This is a genomic window from Commensalibacter papalotli (ex Servin-Garciduenas et al. 2014) (genome assembly GCF_000527695.1).
In the GTDB taxonomy this organism is placed as follows: domain Bacteria; phylum Pseudomonadota; class Alphaproteobacteria; order Acetobacterales; family Acetobacteraceae; genus Commensalibacter; species Commensalibacter papalotli.
The window spans coordinates 1,251,645-1,272,096 of the sequence record NZ_ATSX01000001.1; the positions used below are offsets into that span (position 1 = coordinate 1,251,645).

Annotated in this window: 15 protein-coding genes and 1 riboswitch; of the genes, 3 read left to right on the forward strand and 12 right to left on the reverse strand. The window is 36.2% G+C overall.

Going from position 1 to position 20,452, the window contains the following annotated elements; all coding sequences use genetic code 11:
* Positions 1-24: 24 nt before the first annotated feature.
* The 3 genes from COMX_RS05645 to COMX_RS05655 all read left to right on the forward strand — a co-directional run bounded on the left by COMX_RS05645 (position 25) and on the right by COMX_RS05655 (position 1,837).
* The gene (locus tag COMX_RS05645; RefSeq protein WP_034337979.1) at positions 25-927 is read left to right on the forward strand and encodes a DMT family transporter; all 903 of its coding nucleotides are present in this window, start codon (positions 25-27) and stop codon (positions 925-927) included.
* Positions 928-1,125: 198 nt separating this feature from the next.
* Positions 1,126-1,518 (forward strand): tetratricopeptide repeat protein, encoded by a 393-nt coding sequence (locus tag COMX_RS05650; protein ID WP_051461901.1) that lies wholly within the window; start codon positions 1,126-1,128, stop codon positions 1,516-1,518.
* A gap of 67 nt (positions 1,519-1,585) precedes the next feature.
* Complete coding sequence (locus COMX_RS05655; RefSeq protein WP_034337982.1) at positions 1,586-1,837, forward strand: LPXTG cell wall anchor domain-containing protein; 252 nt, start codon at positions 1,586-1,588, stop codon at positions 1,835-1,837.
* Between the two features lie 341 nt (positions 1,838-2,178).
* Here the strand turns inward: COMX_RS05655 and COMX_RS05665 are convergent, their stop codons facing one another.
* The 12 genes from COMX_RS05665 to tsaB form a co-directional block, all read right to left on the reverse strand.
* Positions 2,179-3,126, reverse strand: a complete 948-nt coding sequence (locus tag COMX_RS05665) for an ABC transporter substrate-binding protein (protein WP_051461902.1) — start codon at positions 3,124-3,126, stop codon at positions 2,179-2,181.
* Positions 3,127-3,179: 53 nt separating this feature from the next.
* Entirely contained in the window at positions 3,180-4,262 is a 1,083-nt protein-coding gene (locus tag COMX_RS05670; RefSeq protein ID WP_034337989.1) for a hypothetical protein, read from the reverse strand.
* A 62-nt stretch (positions 4,263-4,324) separates the two neighbouring features.
* Positions 4,325-6,700 carry a TonB-dependent receptor gene (locus COMX_RS05675; protein ID WP_051461903.1) on the reverse strand — a complete coding sequence of 792 codons (2,376 nt, stop codon included), beginning with the start codon at positions 6,698-6,700 and terminating at the stop codon, positions 4,325-4,327.
* Positions 6,693-6,790, reverse strand: a riboswitch (TPP riboswitch). (Overlaps the previous gene by 8 nt.)
* A gap of 67 nt (positions 6,791-6,857) precedes the next feature.
* Positions 6,858-9,038, reverse strand: a complete 2,181-nt coding sequence (locus COMX_RS05680) for an FUSC family protein (protein ID WP_034337991.1) — start codon at positions 9,036-9,038, stop codon at positions 6,858-6,860.
* A 108-nt stretch (positions 9,039-9,146) separates the two neighbouring features.
* A complete protein-coding gene (locus COMX_RS05685) occupies positions 9,147-11,306 on the reverse strand; it encodes an FUSC family protein (RefSeq protein ID WP_034337993.1) in 2,160 nt (719 codons plus the stop codon).
* A gap of 474 nt (positions 11,307-11,780) precedes the next feature.
* Positions 11,781-13,910 carry an FUSC family protein gene (locus COMX_RS05690; protein ID WP_034337996.1) on the reverse strand — a complete coding sequence of 710 codons (2,130 nt, stop codon included), beginning with the start codon at positions 13,908-13,910 and terminating at the stop codon, positions 11,781-11,783.
* Between the two features lie 109 nt (positions 13,911-14,019).
* Complete coding sequence (locus tag COMX_RS05695; RefSeq protein WP_034337998.1) at positions 14,020-16,167, reverse strand: FUSC family protein; 2,148 nt, start codon at positions 16,165-16,167, stop codon at positions 14,020-14,022.
* A 57-nt stretch (positions 16,168-16,224) separates the two neighbouring features.
* Positions 16,225-17,814: an apolipoprotein N-acyltransferase gene (lnt, locus tag COMX_RS05700; RefSeq protein WP_235176774.1), complete on the reverse strand. Its 1,590-nt coding sequence runs from the start codon at positions 17,812-17,814 to the stop codon at positions 16,225-16,227.
* Positions 17,815-17,854: 40 nt separating this feature from the next.
* Complete coding sequence (locus COMX_RS05705; RefSeq protein ID WP_034338004.1) at positions 17,855-18,700, reverse strand: GNAT family N-acetyltransferase; 846 nt, start codon at positions 18,698-18,700, stop codon at positions 17,855-17,857.
* 24 nt (positions 18,701-18,724) lie between these two features.
* Entirely contained in the window at positions 18,725-19,159 is a 435-nt protein-coding gene (locus COMX_RS05710; RefSeq protein ID WP_051461989.1) for a Fur family transcriptional regulator, read from the reverse strand.
* Between the two features lie 153 nt (positions 19,160-19,312).
* Positions 19,313-19,759 (reverse strand): ribosomal protein S18-alanine N-acetyltransferase, encoded by a 447-nt coding sequence (gene rimI / locus COMX_RS05715; RefSeq protein WP_034338007.1) that lies wholly within the window; start codon positions 19,757-19,759, stop codon positions 19,313-19,315.
* A 2-nt stretch (positions 19,760-19,761) separates the two neighbouring features.
* Positions 19,762-20,451: a tRNA (adenosine(37)-N6)-threonylcarbamoyltransferase complex dimerization subunit type 1 TsaB gene (gene tsaB, locus COMX_RS05720; protein ID WP_034338009.1), complete on the reverse strand. Its 690-nt coding sequence runs from the start codon at positions 20,449-20,451 to the stop codon at positions 19,762-19,764.
* Position 20,452: the final 1 nt, after the last annotated feature.

Genomic DNA, 20,452 nt, shown 5'->3' on the forward strand with positions numbered 1-20,452 from the left:
TTATTCTGATCATAAGTTCATCTCATGCCTCGAAATAATCAATTCTTGGGCATTATTGCCGTTATTATTGCAGCTGTTTTATGGGGAACCACAGGGGTCAGTGCGTCTTTTGCACCAGAGGTCAGTCCGATTGCTATTGGCTCTATGGCTATGGGTGTTGGCGGGTTATTACAAACAGTTATTGCGATAAAATCTATTCATATATATCGCTTTAATTTATATAAAAATTGGCAATATGTGCTGTGTGGCGGCCTATCTGTTGCTATTTATCCTTTGGCTTTTTATGCATCTATGCGTATGGCTGGGGTGACTATTGGCACAGTGATTTCTATTGGATCTGCCCCTTTATTATCCGCAATTATCGAAGCAATTATGGAAAAGGCAAGATTTTCAATTAAATGGATCATAGGAGCCAGTTTAGGAATTTTAGGTATTGCTTTATTATCCTTTGCTGGGCAAGGACATCACACAGTTAACACAGAACATACTAATATAACCATAGGAATAGGTCTTGCCCTTCTTGCGGGATTAACTTATGCACTTTACTCTTGGATTGCTCGGTACCTAATGATGCAGCACATTCAGTCCAAGGCCGCTATGGGGTCTATTTTTGGACTTGGAGGACTATTATTAATGCCTGTTTTATTTTTAACAGGCTCTGCATTTCTTAACTCGTGGAATAATGCCGCTGTAGGAGTTTATATGGCTTTAATCCCTATGTTTTTAGGCTATATTTGCTTTGGCTTCGGACTAGCCAGGATTGCCACTAGCACAGCTATTATTATTACTTTGTTTGAGCCAATTGTCGCTGCTCTATTAGCGGTTACAATTATTAATGAAAATTTATCAGGACTTGGATGGTTAGGTGTTATTCTGATCTTTTTATGTTTAGTCTGTGTCATTACGCCTACCCGAAAAAAAACTTAGTATAATTAAAATAATCTCATTTTCTAAAAGAGTCATATATCCGCTTGAAAATCATATGATAGAGTATTTTACCTGAACTTTATTCAAATAGGATAAATTATGTCTTTTAAACTCTCTTCTTATCTCCTTTGTGGTATGTTTCTTTGTTCAATAATATCCTTATCAGCACATTCGAAAGATATTTAATCTATCGAAAAATTGGCTAATCAAGGAGATGCCAAAGCTCAGTATGAATGGGGGATTCTTCTTGTAGATGGTAACAAAGTAAAACAAGATACCATTACAGGCAGAAAATGGATCGAAAAAGCCGCCAAACAAGGGTATACAGATGCTCAAACAAATATAGGCAGTATGTATTATTTTGGGGTGAAGCCTATGACACAGGATTATAACCAAGCAAAAACATGGTTTGAAAAGGCTGCTGCTCAAGAAAATATGACTGCAAAAAATTATCTTGCAGATATTTCTTGCTTTGGTCAAGGCGTCCCTATGGATACCAATAAAGCTAAATCATTATATAAAACGCTTTGTGACGAAGGCCAAGAAACAGCTTGCAATACCTATAAAGACATTGAACAAAATAGGAAATAATTTCCCTAACCATGAGATATCAAACACACTATAAATACCTCATGTTTTTATTTTGAAAGCCTGACTGATGCTCCAAATTATTCTCATTATTGTTGGTGTCTTAATTATAATAGCCAGTTTTATATTTTATAGTTTTCTTGTAGAATTTGCCCACGGAATGGCGAGTACAGGCTGTGGGCAATATTGTTCTATTCGATGGAGTGATTTTGATTTCACCAACAGTGATGCACTAATCTTTTATATTCCTGCTGCCTTTGGGTTAATATTAATGATACTGGGTATCTATATATATTACCGTCGGAAAAATAAGCATCATTAAACGAAGACTGCTGATTTCAATCCTAGTAAAAAAAGGATTGATAGTGTCTATATTGTGAAAAGAGATGTAAAAAATACATTGAATTTTGCACCGATGAAACGAAAAAATAGTAGTATTTCATCTACGCAATATAATCTTGGATTAAAGTATAAAATAGGCGACGGCATTAAGAAAGATTACTTTGAAGCCGTCAAATGCTCTACAAAAGCTGCAAATCAATGCTATACAGTGGGTAATTATAATATTGGTGTTATTTACACAAACATCAAATATCTTGTGAAGCTTATGTTAAATTAAACAAGAAATAACATTTGTTAAGTATATTTTATTTATAACAATATTTATCTACCCGTCTGCACTGCATAGTCTGATATAGGATATTCATGATGCATGACATTTTTACTTACCATAAAATTAATAAATTTCTGAGTTTTAGGTTGGTCTATCTTTCCTGGCTCTTTACTGTTCAAAGGTAAAGTTGCTTGCCATGCTGCTTTGTTTAATGATGTATTGAGTTCAGGATGATCCTTGATTGCTTTGTTTAATATTTCATCAGGATGAACCTGTAAATACTCGTTTCCTTCTTTCAAAGCCTGCATAAATCTGCCAATTTTAGGTTCTTTGGTTTTATCTGGACGAGCTACAAAAATAAGCTCATCATATGTCGGCACACCGTAATCTTCAGGATAAAAATACGAAACAGGCACGTTTCGCTGTTGTAAATCAAACAATTCATAGTTCCGTCCTGCTCCGATCACAGCATCCACAGCCCCTGTCATCAAAGCCTGTTCTAATTGAAAATTAACAGTAACCAGCTGTACATCCGACAAAGATAATCCTGCACTGGTCAGCATCGTTCCTAATACAACTTGTTGATCTCCTGCAATAGCAACGCCTATTTTTTTCCCTTTAAGCTCTTTAATAGACTTAATATCACCTTTGGTAATCAACACATCCAAAGGTTGATTTAACAATGATCCTACTTGCACCAAAGGGATGTGTTTATCCACCATCATTCCCAACTGAATAGGATAAGAAATCGCCAAATCCGCCTGACCTGCTGCAACCAACCGAGGAGGTGTTCCAGGATCAGCGGGTGCAATTAACTCCACATCCAACCCATGCCTTGCAAACGCCCCACTATATTGTGCAGCCAAAAGCGATTGATGCCCCGCATTTAAAAACCAATCCAAAATCACAGTCACTTTGTCATTAGCATTGGCAAAGCTACCAAACACACACCCAAAACATACTATAAAAGTAATTAAGAAACATTGTATTTTATTCATCTTTTCTCGTATTTTATTTATTTTTATTGATAATTATAAAACTAGAAATTTAGTTATTTATCACCTCTAACATTACTTTGCTGAGGTATATATTGTCCCAAGAGGTATGCCACCATAATAACAATACCAACATACAATAAGCTTAAATCCCGCACCTCACCAGCATAACAAAACAAAAAATATAAAGGGATATTAATAATCAAAGCCAAACGAATATGATTTTTTATAAAATTAGGAATTGTCTGCCACGTACTTATAAAAAGCATTACAAAGAATATCATAGATAAAACAAGTTCAGAACCACGGGACAAGTTTGGGATACCATAAGTCAAATCATGCTGACGATATATTGTAAAATGCGTTAACAAATCCCAATTATCATATAGATGAAATTCAAAAACACCACCGGGACTTGATAAATACATATATTTTAAAATAACATTAAAAATTCCAGATAAGATAACCAAACCTGAAATTCCAAACAATGCCTTTTTCATCGTAAGCTTATGTTTCATTATTGGAAATAAAACTATAATAAAAAAGAAATACGTCTCTTTATTTAAAGTTGCTAATATTGTGATAACAACTAATAAACTATATTTTTCTTTAATTGTGCATAAAAAAGCTGCTGCCATAAATAGAATTTCTGGATAATCATAATAATGCCCGCCGTTAGTTTGAAAATAAGGGAAAAATAATGCCATGATAGTCGGAGCAAAAATAGCAATAATATTATTACATCCCAAATTTATCAAAGTTAATCTTAGAATATACAAACTGAAGAAAATACAAAAGAAACTAACAATATACATCAACAAATATGCAAATTTATGCAGTGTTTGATTCATCTTTTGCGATGCAACATAATAATCAGCAGGATTAAATCTCTTTAAAATAACTTGTTGCAATGTTGCAGGTATAACATTTTCAATGTGTACAGCAATTTGAGGGACTAACTGTCTATAAATAAACGGTTTATGTGCTGTATTATTAAAAATTGCATCTGGAGTAAATCTGTCATCATTCTCTCCCAAACCCCATTTAGAAATAGATCCTGAAAAGCTTGCAGATGCAATTACCCAAAAAATAATAAACAAATATATTATATTTGAAATTGATTTAAATTTAGTATTCATACAATTCACAAACCCATTAAAATAAAAAGACTATATAAAACTCATCTTAAATCAAATTTCTTTTAAAAAGCTGTTGTCATCGTCAACATCGTTGCGAACCCACCACCGATATTATAATAAGGCGAAGAGCCAGGAATGGATGTTCCGTATTTCCCTGTGGTTGTATGGGCATTCCCCGTTGGGCTTGAAACCCCAGATAAATATTTTTGATCAGTAATATTAATAAAATTCATTCTAATTTGGGGATGCTGCATAAAGCCATAACTATCAAATCGATATCCAAATGCTAAATTTCCTGTAGCGAAAGATCCCATAGATTCATCATTCATAAAGGTAGCATATTGCTTGCCTACCATTTTAACATCCCCATTTGCAAAGAAATGACCATTATCATAAGTCAACCCAACCGCAAATTGCCAAGGAGGACTACGCACAGCCTGCTTTCCTTTAGTAGGTAATAAATCTCCATAAGAACGCAAATCATTATCCATTCTGGTATATAAATATTCACCAGAAACATAAGGGCTGAAATGATGCCATGGTTTTAACCCAATTTCCGCATCCACTCCACGGGATGTTTGCCCACCAGCATTAATACTGGAACCAATCCATGCTCCATTTTGACGTAAAATTGTTGAAATTATACGATTTGTATAATTATAATTAAAAAACGTAATACTGCCTAAGAACCGAGGTCCATTATATCGATATCCTAACTCTTCTTCGATAGAATATTCCGTTTTTAATTTATTCGTACCCGATTGAGCAAGATCCCCTGAGTTCGGATCATAAGTATCAAATAATTTTGATTTATGAGGCACTGCAAAATTCGTATTTACACTGGCAAAAATTTGATGCTCTTTGGTAAATTGATACCGCATTCCAATTCTGGGCAAAGGTTTGGAAACATTCTGTCCTGTACGATATTGTGGGCCTGGTAATTGATTCCAACCCGTGCGGTTTAATAAAACCTGCTTAAACCCAGCATCAATAAACAATTTATTATCCATAAAATTCATATGATCACCCAAGAAAATTGCATTGGTTTGCGTAATCGTATGATCATTTTCGGCCGCTAATTGTTGACCGTCTGGTAAATGAATATTATTTTTAGAGCCACTCCATAAATCCCAAGGCCTCCCATTCGAAGAAACTGCAGTAAAAGGTTGTGTTACGACATCATCAACATAATCGTACCAATATCCTAATAAGAGTTGATGATGCTTTAAAGTATAAGTAAGTGTCGGTGTAAATCCCGAACGATACGTACGTTGAAACCACCCCCCCATTGCCAATGCAGAGCCATCGACTGCCCCAGGAATAGTCACCTTGCCATCGACAGGTTGATTTCCTTGCCATAATCCATTTTCATTTAAGATGGAGCCATAAGGCGAATTGCCATATCCATATTGAAAATAAGGGGTTACTTTGAATTGTAATTTATCCATCAATGTAAATTGAGATGGTGCTGCAACATAAACCTGTTGAAAAGTTTGCTGATATAATTTCCAATAATTTGTATTCTCAAGGCGATCTTTATACCATGTTCCTGAATAATTATTGCCATTCCCTGCCCCTTCTGTAATCCATTCAGATTTGGTTGGCGTGTAATAACTGCTCGTCAGAGCATGATTCCAGTCTCCAAGCAACGAAATATGATTATCATTCCCCCACTCTTTAATAAACTTGAAATCAATATGGTTTCTGTGGTCATATCCAGGTCCACGCCAATTGCTCGCACCTGTATAAGAATAAGAAATAAATCCCTTAATCCCTGTTTTTCCGATTTCCCCTGTATCAATACGCATAAAGGCACGCTTTGTATTATGTGACCCATATGATAGTTCCGTCATCCCGCCAAATTTATCCGCAGGGTCTCGTAATTTTAAATTAACAACACCACCGGCCGCATTATAAACTGGGCTATCCAAATCAGGAGAACCTTGAGCCAAAGAAATATTTTGTAAATTCTCACTATCTACAAATTGATTTAAATATCCAAATCCATCGGATGCGTCATTGAGCGGCATCCCTTCCATCACATACCCAATTGAATTTCCCGTCATCCCACGCACAGTAATATCATTTTGTGAAGATATTCCATAAGGGTCAGAATTAGAAACATTTGCCCCAGGCAACATGCTTAAAAGGTTAAAAACATTGGATGTTGGAGCCTGCATTTGAATAAAATTTTGGGAAATATTACTAACCGCTTTATTTGCAGTTTCAGGTTTCATCAACCCACCCCCAGCTTGATCCCCAGCAAAGCCATAAGCCGTATGATACCTTGGGATTTTCCCTGTAACTGTAATATGCTCACCATCATTTTCTGTTTGCTCTACAGAGGTTGACTCGATGGACAATCCTTTATCTATCAGGGAACAAAAAATAGTGATAGTAAACGATACACGTAATAATAAAGAGACTTTAAACGTCATTTTTTCCTCTCCCTTCGCTGGCATGATCCAGATCAGGTTCTACGGGTGTATTCTCAGCCCCCATAAAAGAGGACACCCCGGTTAAATAAATTATATAATTTTCATATACTGAATTTTAATAAATTTAAACTGAATTTTAATAAATTTAAATATTTTTTTAATCCCATTTTTCATTCAATAAAAAATAATGGTTAACATCAAGAAATGATGCATTTTTTTCGAGTGAATCCGCAATTATTGTTAAGCACGAAATTGCTGCAATCATTTCCATTCTAACTGCTAAATTTTTCTCGGTCTTTTCTCTTTTACGTAAACGCCGAATAACATTGTGCGCCATAACAACCGTGCGCCCATAAGAACCATGCATATTAAATCTTGTAATACGTCTTAATACAATTTTCAAAAGTATTTTAATATCATCTGTGACAATATCCTGTGCTATCATGGATCTTAAACGTAATATATTTAATCCAATCATCATCACGGCCAGCGCACCAAAATGATAAGCCTGCACAACTTTTGTATTTTGAGTTGTATTGAGTTGTCGCATCATAGTTACTAACAGCTCGGTTGTTTGAAACAACCAAATACGTGGATTACGTTTTAATGCCGTCGGTAGCGAGCGCAATCGTTTTAATAAAGTTTGGCGCATATGTAATCTTGTTTTCAAAGGACTATAAGGATAAAAAATTTTAAAAGAAACTATAGAAAAAATAATTCCCATAAATAAGGATAGGGAGTTATTAAAGAATGAAATTTCATCCAACCGCACACCATTGTCCAATCCTATCATATAAGGCAAATAAGATGCATAAGAGGCTGATACGCCCAAAGTTTTAGGATAAGCAATACCCAAACCCCCAATCATTGTTGGAATAAATAATACTGCGCAAAGCATTTCAATACTCGTAACTGATGGAATAAAATAAAATGTTAAAGTCCATCCAACAAATAATGCCCATAATGATCCCTTAAGCCATCCCCATGTTACCGCAGAAGGGTTTTCGAATAAACAAAAGCGCGCGCACCCCATTCCTACCAAAGCAACAGTCGTACCACCCTTATCCCATCCAGTAATATACCACATAATACAGGCTGCCAGCATAGCCATCAGCGTACGAATCCCGTTTTTCCAAGCCAAGTCATAATTCAAGGGTGGATTTACATGAAATTTAAAGTGATCATTTGATATTGGATGTGTACTTTTGTAATATTCATCCAAAGTAACTTGAAGCTCTCCTAAGAGCTCGCTAAGAGTTCGAAATAAAATACGATCATTAAAAATCGCTTCTTTATATTTTTCATAATCCTCTATAGATCCCGAATATTTCTTTTCATAAAAACTATCAGTAATATATTGTCTGCACTCCCAACGTAATTTATTAAGCCGCCTTTGCTCATGCTTAAAATCTTGTTCTTGTTCAATACGATTAATTAATTTATCTAGTCGATCTTGAACAAAAGGAATAAATTTTTCAAAATCATGTGTAAGGTTTTTAAAATGAGACATTTGCGTTGCAAGCCCCATTCCTCTGGACAGCACGGCTGTGACAGAAAATAAAGCCGCATGAGCGTGATCCCCTGTATGGTCATGCCCATTCATTTCAATTTGTCTGAATTCGATCAAGTTGTTAAAATTAACAATAGAAGTAAATAGCTCTTGAGAAGAAACAATGGCTTTTTCATCCCCTGAAATCATTTTTGAAATAGAATGAAGCGTTCCTTTGATAGCAAAGAGCAAATTATCATTAAGCTCTTTCCTGGCATTACTATCAAGATTAAAATCAAAGATACGCCCTACAAAACTATCTGCAAATACCCCCAATAAAATATAAGTCCCTCTGGACATAGCCAGCATAAATATACCATCTGGATTATTCACAGAACCAAAGGCAATAATAGCACATGTATAGCCTGCCAATACCATGGCATAAGCCTTAAAACTTTGCATACAAGTGCCAAACCATACACAAATTGCAACAAACAAAGAAACAGTTAAATCAAATAACCATGCTTGTTGAGGAAAAACTGCTACAAAAAAAATCGCAGCTATCACACCAAAAACCGTTCCAACCGCTCGCCAATAAGCTTTAGAAATCGTTTCACCACGCGAGGTATTGCGCGCACAAACCCAAACCGTCATTGGTGCCCATTTAGGGCTGTCCATTTGCAACCACAATGCTATCGCCAAAGCTAAAAAAGAAGCTATGGTCGTCCGAAGTGCAAAGAGAAAAGCAGAACTTGAAGGTGCATAAATCCACTCAAAAGATTTAATAAAATCTTTACGTAAAAGAAGATGCTTTTCCATCCAAGACGTGACAGGTTGAAAACTGGCCACAAGAAACCTTATGAAATTAAAAAAAGGAATTTTTTAAAAATAATTATAATAAAACGGCGTTAATTTATTCCTTTTTTTTGCAATCTTCAAACATTAAATCAGTTTATTTTAATAAAATAACATATTATGAGATTTCACCCTTAAAAATGGAGCATTTTTATCCAGAGCATAAGTCATTAATATTAAGGCAGAAATTGCAACACTAATTTCCATACGCACAGCAAGGTTTTTTTCTGTGGTTTCTCTTTGCCTAAACCTTGCAATAGCACGATGTGCAATCATAACTGTGCGCGCATGCTGTCCGTATTTAGCTTTTTGACCTTGAAATTTAGCAACCCTTCTTAATACTACTCGTAAAATATTACGAATATCCTCGGTAATAATATCATGCTCAATCATTGCACGCAGACGAATAATATTAATCCCAATTAACATCACCGCCATACTACCATGACGATAATTACTGGCCATCCCACTATTTTTACTGATTCCCAATTGATTCATTAAAATTGAAAACGTTCCAGAAACAAAATTAATCCATTCTCTGGGCAATGGAGATTTCCGAGTATTTGCAAGATTATGCAATCCATGTAAAAGCTTTTGGCGCATCTGACGTTTTAACTTACGCTGATGATAAGGAAATACAATTTGATAAGCAATTAACGCAACAAGACCACTAAGGAATAACGCCAATGAATCATTAAAAAATGAAATCTCATCAACCCTGCCACTATTTGAAAATCCTAGTAAATAGCAAAAAAAGAACATATATCCCCCAGCAATCGGTGCATATTTAGGTGTACACATTGCCAATGCACCAATTCCCAAAGGAACTATTAAAACCATACAAAGCACTTCATAAACTGTAATCCAGGGCATAATGATCATATTAAAGAAAAAAGCTGACAGAATAGCAATACAAATCCCTTTAAACCAACCTATGCAAGCAACACTGATATTATCAAAAACACAAAAACGCGAACAACCCATACATAAAAAAGCAAGAAACACGCTCGCATTATGCCATCCTGTTATTTCCCAAAGAAGGCAACCTACTGTAATGGTTACAAAAGCCCTAATAGCATTTCGAGCAGCACGTTTATAATCGGGGGGAAATTTTACTGCGAATTTGAAATTATCTTGTTTTTTTATATCCTGACTTTTGCTTAATTCCAGCAAAGTCGTTTCAAGCTCTGCCAAAATCTCTCGCAGACTTTGATATAAAATCCGATCATTTAACGCTCTTTGCGTATATTGATTATCAATAACTTTAATATTCCCTGCACACTTATAAAAACTGTCAGAAACTTTTTGCCGACACTCCCACCGCAAAGCATTGATAGAAAGCAGTAAATCTTTGGGGTTATTTCCCTCTTTCAAGCCCATCAAAACACTAGATATAAGACTTTTTGTATGTGGTAAAATTTGATAAAATTGTAATGTTTTCCCTTTCATTTCCCTTAAATGAATTGAAAAACCCATAGCCTTGACTAATAACGCAGAAATCGAAGAAAGCGTTGCACGAGCATGATCACCTGTATGCCCAGTCCCTTTTAACTCTATTTCTCTGAATTCCACATTATGGTTTAAAGCAATAATAGAGGTTAAAATTTGATCAGACTGTGCTACTTCCCAATTTTTTCCTTCTATAATATGGATAATAGATGCCAATGCACCTTCCACGGCGGTTCTTAGATCCTTGTTAAGTTTTTGGTGAGCATAATGATGTAAATTAACCTCGAATAAACGGGCGATAAGATTTTCAACAAATATCCCTAAAATAAAATAAGAGCCTCTGGACATTGCCATCATAAAAGTTGTGTTTGGATCATTAACAGAGGCAAATAAAACAATAGCACAACTGAAACCCGCCATCGACCAACCAAAAGACAAAAAATGTCTAGTGCAACTGGCAAACCAACAACACAGTGCAACCCATAAAGCAACGATAACTTCAAACAGTAAAGATTGTTGAGGAAAACTGGCCATAATCGCAAACACAGCTATGATACCGACAATATTGCCTAAAATAACCCAATAGGCTTTGGATAAAATTTCTCCACGAGAAGAATTCTGCGCGACAACCCATACAGACATAATTGCCCATCTGGGACTATCCATTTCCATCCATAAAGCAATTGCCAGCGCGATATAAGAAGCCAGGATTGTTCGAAAAGCAAAAATTAGTGCGGTTTTAGAGGGGCAAAATAACCAGCGCCAATTTTCAAAAGAAAAATAGCTTAAAGAAAGAGTTTTGCCAGATTTCACCCCAAAAAACACCTTATCGATTATCGGCCAGAAAAACGTATATTACGAATGCAACGAAATAAATCAATTTTTTTCTATAATAAAAAATTCTCATAAGAGAAAAATATGAATGAACGCTACCTGGTTAAATCAGGGATTATTCCTCTTTTTTTTGAAAAGATTAACGTTCATTCGATAATTTTTTATACATATCACAACCATCTTGTGATTGATTTAAACAAGCTCGTTTAAAATATTTTTATACTTTAATTTAGTCTTGAATCATACCTACACAGTGATAATAAACACCTCCAAAACTATACTGGCGTCAGCATTTTCTTGACTATTGTTCTTACCTGACAAGATATTTCGTCGTTACAAAGATTTTTTGGAATAACTAGGATACATCCCTTCTATTAATCTCAGCAAAATGAACATAATAATATTCAAAATCTTCACTTTAGAGTCATTTTATAAAACGGCTTAACCATTTTTTTATTTTTTTACTCTTAAAAAAGAAGCATTTTTATCTAAAGCATAAGAGATCAGTATCAACGATGAAATCGCCGCACTCACTTCAATCCTTACAGCCAAATTTTTTTCTGAGAATTCACGTTGCCTAAAACGTGCAATCGCACGATGAGCAACCATCACTGTTCTAGCGTGAGGTGCATACCCCGCTTTACGCCCATCAAACATCGAAATACGCCTTAAAACTACCCTAAGGATATCTTTAATATCTTCGGTCATAATATCATGGTCAACCATATGACGAAGACGAATAATATTAATCCCAATCAACATCACAGCCATATTTCCATGACGATAACTTTTAACCAAACTTGTGTTACGATCCTCGTTTAATTGGCGCATTAACACAACAAATGCCTCTGAAACAAAGCCCACCCATTCTCTGGCCAAAGGCAAAGATGAGGACGAAGACTGTGCCAAATGATGCAGACCTTGTAATAATTTCATCCTCATTTGTCGCCTTAATCGTCGAGAACGATAAGGAAAAAATAGTCGATAAGAGGCCAATGCAAAAACACCACTCATAAATACAGCCAAGGCATTATTTAAAAATGATATTTCATCAACACGTCCCTCATTGGCAAAACCCAACATATAACAAAAGAAAAAAGCATATGTCGAAGCAATAGAAGCAAGCCTGGGCACACACATCGCCAAAGCTCCTATGCCCAAAGGAACAATCATTAATATAAACAACAAATTAAGATTACTGACGGCGGGCATAATAAGGAAGTTATAAAAACCTCCAACGATAATTGCGATACATGCGCCTTTAAACCACCCCCAACAAGCCAAAGTCGCATTTTCAAATAAACAAAAACGCGCACATCCCATACATAAAAAAGCTAAGAATAACGGTCCACGATCCCATCCCGTAATTTCCCATGCCAGACACCCTAAAGTAATGGCAAAAAAGGCACGAATTGCATTTCTCCACGCTCTTCTGAAATCAAAACTGGGTTTAATATCAAACTTAAATTTATCATATAAATTAAAGTCTCGACTTTTACTTAATTCACGCAAAGTAACGTCTAACTCAGCTAATATCTCTCGTAAGCTTTGATATAAGATACGATCATTCAAACTTTTTCGAGTATAATCCTCATTCGTTGCTTGGGGGCTGCCTAAATTTTTATAAAAACTATCCGCAATTCTTTGACGACATTCCCAACGTAACGCATTCAAAGCTATCAATGTTTCGGATAAAGGAGACCCCTTATTCAGTTGATCTAATAATTGTAATAAGTAACTTTTGGTTAGTGGCACAATATAGTGAAAATTAAGCACGTCTTTTTGAATTTGCTTGAGATGAATGGAAAAACCTGTGGCCTTTACCAATAATCCAGAAACTGAGGCCAACACAGCACGGGCATGAGCCCCTGTATGCCCAGTGCCTTTCATTTCTCGTTCTCTAAATTCAATATTATTATTTAATCCTATAATCGAAGATAACAATTGATCTGACTGCGCCACAGCCCAATCGTCCCCATCAAGCATCTTAGAAACAGATTTAATGCCCTCTTCAACCGCTTTTTGCAAATCATCATTGAGTTTTTTATGAGCTTGGTGGTGCAAGTTAAGGTCGAATAAGCGGGCTGTAAAATTTTCTGCTAGAACCCCCAGCATAAAATAACTGCCTCGTGACATTGCCATCATAAAAGTTTCATTAGGATTTCCAACAGAAGAGAACAAAACAATAGCACAACTATAGCCCGCCATAACCATACCCAAAGCACGAAAGTTACGCGTACAACTGCTCACCCAGCAACATAACGCAACCCACAAAGCAACCGTAACTTCGAATAATATAGGCTGTTGAGGAAAGCTTGCCATAATCCATAATGAAACGATAATACCTGTAATATTACCAACAATAATCCAGTATGCTTTGGATAATACTTCACCACGAGAAGAATTCTGTGCCACAATCCACACAGCCATAATCGCCCAACGTGGGCTGTCCATCTCCATCCACAGTGCTATAACAAGAACAACATAAGAGGCGATTAGCGTACGAAAAGCAAAAATAATTGCTGTTTTTTGTGGTGCATATAACCACTGAAACGATTTTAACGTAGTTTGACCAAAGGCCATGTGTTTTGCCCACATTTATTACGATAAAGATACTTATCTAGTAATTATTGCTATAAATATCTCAAGCATTTTATTCATTAAAATAATCATTTAAACAAAAAAATATTTATTAATCTAATTTATATAAACGATAAGAAGGATTTAAAAAAGACGCATTTTTTTCTAAGGCGTAATAAATTAATATTAAACAAGCAATTGCCGCACTTATCTCCAAACGCACTGCAATATTTTGCTCTTTCTTTTCACGCGCACGCAGCCTTCTAATTGCACTTTTTGCAATCAATACCGTTCGTCCATACCGCCCCCCTTTAAAATGAGAAATACGACGCATCACTACACGCAGCTGATTTTTAATATCTTCAGGTAAAATATCATGATCAATCATCGCGCGTATTTCGATAATATTTATTCCAATACACATAACAGCCAAAGCACCATGATTATACTTTTTAATTAATGCTGTTTCTGTTGCAGAATCGAATTGACGCATTAATGAAATAAACCAATCCATTGTCGAGGTCAACCATCTGCGTGGACGTGGTATCGGCGTTACTAGGGGTAAAGTTTGAACATTACGTAGCATACGTTTGCGAATTTCTTTTCTAACCTTTTGAGGAGAATAAGGCGCAATAAACCGAAACGCAAAAGCTGCTAATCCAACACCAAAAAAAACAGCCAAAGCGCTATTGAGGAAAAACATCTCATCCATACGTTGTTGATTACCGAGAATAATCATAAAAGGGAAAAAGACAGTAAAACTCATTCCTATTCCTCGCGTTGGCAAATTATAAATTGCTAAACCACCACAAAATAAAGGAATAAAAGTCGCTAAATAAACCATCTCTATGGAATTCGCCAAAGGCATTATAGTTACATTCAAAATAGCTGTAACAGTAACTGTTATAAGGGTTCCTATGAAAAAACCTTGGCACATTTTATAACCATTTTCAAACAAGCATAAACGACCACAAGCAACAGCTAACAACCCAATTGCCGCTGGAAATTCATTCCATGCAGTAATTTCCCATAAAAAACATGCACCTAATATTGAAATAACTGCACGAAAAGCATTTCCCCAAGCCAATTTGAAATTATAAATAGGAGGTAAATTAAATCTGAAATTATCTTTCTTTTTTGGAGTTTTAACATGATGATATTCAGTTAAAATGACTTCAATTTCTCCTAGAAGCTCGCTTAAAGAACGATATAAAATTCTTTGGTCTAGTAAGGTTTGATCTTCAAAACCCAACGTGTTCTTTGCTGTATTCGTATCCTTATAAATACATTCTACAATAATTTGACGACATTCCCAACGAAGTTTACTCAACGCATCTAAATGTTTATTAAAGTCAATATTCTTTTCCAAAGCATGTATAAGATTCTCTAAATAAACATGAATCTTAACGCAGATATCACGAAATGTTTCCTCCTTTTGAAAATGACGCATATACACTGCTAAGTTAATTAAACGTGTTAAAACAACGCTGATGGAAAAGAGTGTCGCATGTACGTGATCAGTTGTATGATCATCGTTTAGCATCTCAATTTTTCTGAATTCAATAGAATTTTGAAATGCTGAAATAGCTGCAAATACATTTTGAACCTCAAATGCCGCTTGATAGTCCCCTTTAATAACGTTTCTAATGACTGTTAATGATCCAGTAATCGCTTTTAATAAGTTATTATGCAATGATATACGGGCATTATGATTCATATTGAACGCAAATAAACGCTCAACAAATGTCTGACATAATACACCCAAGATAATATAACTACCCCTGGCCATCGCCATCATAAACACTTCATTAGGGTTTGTAGAAGAAGACAAGGCAATTAAAGCACACGTATATCCCGCTAAAACGAAACTATATGCACTGGAACCTCGAATTAAGCTTCCCCAAAAACAACATCCCCCAACCCATAAGGCAATGCATATATCAAAAATTAAAGGTTGTTGAGGAAAGGCCGCAACGATTGCCACAGCAACCACCACACCGACCAGTGTACCCATCACACGCCATTTAGATTTTGAAATTGTCTCTCCAGGAGAGGTCTGGGCAACAACCCATACCGTCATCATTGCCCATTTTGGGCTATCAAGCTGCATCCATAAAGCAATAGCCAATGCCAAATAAGACGCAAACATAGTCCGAAGTGCAAAATAGATAGCTTCTTTTCGAGGGGCATATAACCATTGATAGGATTGAATTTTACCAAACGGAAAAAAACTAATGTTTCTTAACCAACTTAAATTCACAAAATTTCAACCCATATATACATTATCACTCTCTTAACCACAGATACTTTATCTGCTTTACAGGTTATCCTTTTTATTTCTTTGACCTATACAAAATACGATACCAAATAGAATACTGATCAAAGACATGAACAAAGGAATCCAACGACCCCCATAGGAAAATACAGTCCAAGGTAAAGAGCCTGACAAAGCAGCAACTTTGGCAGCTCTTATATCCCAACCTATACGTGATAATTCACGACCATAAGGATCAAAAACTGCCGAGATCCCAGTATTTGCTACACGAACGATAGGCAGCCCCTCTTCAACAGCGCGCAACCTAACCGCAGCCAAATGCTGCCGAGGGCCAGCTGAATTGCCATACCACGCATCATTTGTTAAATTCAATAACCATTTGGGTTTATTCTTAGAATCAACGACCTGACCTGAAAAAATTACTTCATAACAAATTAAGGGGCCAAAGCTACTCACCCCTGATAATTGAATAGTTTCCACCCCTTTACCTGGTGTTAATGGAGATCCTGGAACAATGTGAAAAGGAATATACCACGGTTGAGACTCACCAAAAGGAACTAATTTGGCCTTGTCATATTCACTAATAATAGCGCCATCTTCAGGATTTAAAACAACTAAACTATTGTGAATTTGTCCCTGATCATTACGTGTAATCGCTCCCAATATACCTGCTGCTGCACCTTTGGCATTTTGCATCAAAATAGATCTGGCCATTACATCAAAAGCTATATCCCCTGGAAAAGAGCTTTCTGGCCAGGCAAATATAATGGGACGATTTGGAATTTTTTGTTGCTTTTGTAACTTAAGCGCTTCTTGCATCCCCTGTGCAGTCAGGAATAAATAATTTTGAAAAATACGACGCGGATCGGTATTATTAATTTTGTCGTCTTCTTCGATATTACCTTGAATCAAAGCAACAATAGGCGTGTCTTGTTGTGCCGCGGGTGCTGGGGAAAGTCTAAAGCTCCCAAAACCAAACCAACAAACCAAACCACCTACCAGAGCAAACCAACCCTTACGCCCATAAATGGGCATTAAAACTAGGATAATGGTTAAAAAGGTCAACCCATCTACACCAACCCACGCTGCAGGTTGAATTAATATATTTCCAACTTTACCAGGGATTTCCCATGCACTGCCCAACGGATTCCACGGGAAACCTGTTAATATCGGATTCCACCATGTTGGTGGCAATAAAATAGATCTGGACATATCGCATAATGTCCATAATCCAGCAAATAAAGGAATTCTTATCCATCCTCTGGGGCGTAACCAATAATAAATTGCCCCGACCGTACCAGTCCAAAAAGCTAATAAAATTGCACATAATGGGGAAACAATAGGAACCAGCCACCAAAAATCTTGAGCCCTGATTAAAATCGCATTAATTAACCAGGACAGACCGATTGTATGTAATCCAAAACCAAACCAATAGCCTTGAGCAAAAGCACTCTTCCAGCTTTTAGCTTGTTCTATTCTTAACAAGAGTAACGGAAAGGTAAATAATAATAAAACAAGACAGTAAGTCGGCGGGAAAGCCAATGAAGACAATCCCCCTATAGCAATCAAAAGCAAAAAAGCTTTAAATCCAGTGATATGAACTAGTTTGTCAAAAAAATTACGTGCATTCATCATTAAAAACTTTATTAATCACAGCATGCACTGTTCTAGGCTATTCCAACGCATCAAGCAAGCGTCGTTCATAATGACGATAATATTTATCTGCTAATAATTCAGTTTTAACAATAATCGCAACATCGGTTGTATTAAATTGCTCATCCACAACAGCACCATCGCCAACATAACCGCCAAGACGTAAATAACCTTTGATTAATGGCGGTAATTTGACTAGCACACTACGGTGATTTAATTTGTGAGGATCACTATGCAGCATTTCAACACGTCTTTCTGGCACAGCAGTTACTCTTAACGCCGGTGGGGCCAAATGTGTGTGGTATAAATAGGTCAAACTTTCTTTATGGTCATCTAGAGAGGTTCCAGGTAAGCTGGCACAGCCAAATAAAATATCAATACGATGAATAAAGATATAAAGCGCAATCCCTTCCCATAAAAGCTGCATTGCTGCGCGCCCACGATATCTGGCATCAATACAAGAACGTCCTACTTCCAATAAACGCCCAGGATACTCCTTTAACGCAGAAAGATCATATTCACCTGCACTGTAAAATGTTCCTGCTAAATCCGCTTTTTCTTGAGGGAGCAAACGATAAGTGCCAACAACTTTATCCATCACAGATTTTTGATCATGATCGATTACTAATAAATAATCAGCAATCTCATCAAAATCGTCATAATCACGTCGTGTGAGAACGGCCTGCTCGCTGGGTTTTGCACCCATCTCTTCATAAAAAACTCGGTATCTTAAGGCTCTGGCAGCATCGCGTTCAGCATCACTTTTGGCCAAACGAACACCCAAATTACCTGAACGAAGCTCAACATACTCATCTCGTCTCAAGTCAAGTGACAATAAAGTATTCGTGGACTTTTCTGTTACCACAACCAATTTTCCTCTTCTCTTACTTTATTTCTCTTGAATCCGACGGGCAAATAGTTCCAAGCGATGCTGTAACAAATTAAATCCTAATTTTTTTGCCATAATCTCAACAAGCTTTACATGCTCTGGATCTTCGAACTCTATCACTTTTCCTGTATCTACATCAATCAGATGATAATGAGTTCCCTGTTCTGTGACTTCATACCTTGCTCTGCCACCGCCAAAATCGTGCTTTTCCAGGATACCTTTTTCCTCAAGCAAACGCACAGTTCTATATACGGTTGCCACTGAGATATTATCATCTAGCTTGGAAGCCCTGCGATAGAGTTCTTCTACATCTGGATGGTCATGAGATTGAGATAAAACGCGTGCAATGACACGACGTTGTCCTGTCATCTTCAACCCTTTTTCAATACATAAGCGCTCTATATGAGATAAAGTATCTTTTTTTTCACGTAACATAGAAACCATTTTTAAATGAGGTAAAAACTTTTTTAAATTTGCTTATAAAATACTCATAATGCAAATTTTATTTTATAGTTTTTATCTTAAAGTGACAAAATAAACAAAAAAAACATTAAAACAACAAATAGTTTATCAATAACCTTATCAGCTTTATAAAGTTTTAGCCATTAACAAAGCATCAATATTATGATCATAATATTTTAAACGCCTTCCATTAAAAAAAAAACCATATCGCTTGTATAATTTTATCGCGGATAAATTATCCTCAGCCACTTCTAAAAAAACAGTTTTAATATGCTTTGTTTGCATTTCTTCTAAAAAAGCAGCCATAATACCTTTACCCACACCTTTATGTTGCTCAGTTGGGTTCACACAAAAAGTAAGAATCTCTGCTTCATCTACTATAACAGAATATATCAAAAACCCTCTTATCTTATTTTCAATATTATAATCAATTAAAATATGATGAAAAGATATTTCTAATAACCCTTGAAAATCCTTTATTTTCCATCCCTGCCCCTCTGGAAAAGCCGCCATATGAAGTAAAGATAGTTCTTTTTCTATTCCGTGTATATGATTAAAGCATTGTAATGACATTCCTAAATAGGTGCCTTTCTTAACCCTTTTTGAGGTAATTTTGCTTCAGGTGGATCCACATACAAAGGATAAAGAGTATTTGTAGACTTATTCTCCCTATCATATTGATCCGCAAGCTTGGCCATCATAATTGAATCAGCTTCATGGTATTGATAACAGATTTCAGCATGTTGGGGGAACTGAGACGCTATCCTTACAGCGCCCTCTCCCATAACTACAAACGCTTTATCAGGAAATGCTATTTCCCCTTCATTATAGGCAATCACTTGTGAAGATTGATTCGTTTCAACAAACACGCGCCCTCTTCGAGCTTGAGTTACATGCCAAATTAATTGTGTCGACTTTAATGACAGAAAAGGAAATAATACTTCCCCTCTACGTAATCCAATTACAGGGCAATTTAACCCTACCTGCATACCCAAAGCAAATGCAATCGAAGCTCTCAGTCCTGTAAAAGATCCTGGCCCCACCATCACAGCAATTAAATCAATTTGATCCGCTGCAATCATGCCATTCTGAATAAAAGATTGAAAATAAATAGGAAAACGTTCTGGGCCACCCTTTAAAGTTGTTTTTTCTTCTGCCAACAGAAGGTATTGGTCGCCTTGTTTTTCCACAAGCGCTATATAATTAGGCGCAAGCTCTGAAGAGGATGCTCCATTCATAACCAATATTATTTTACGCTCATTCATT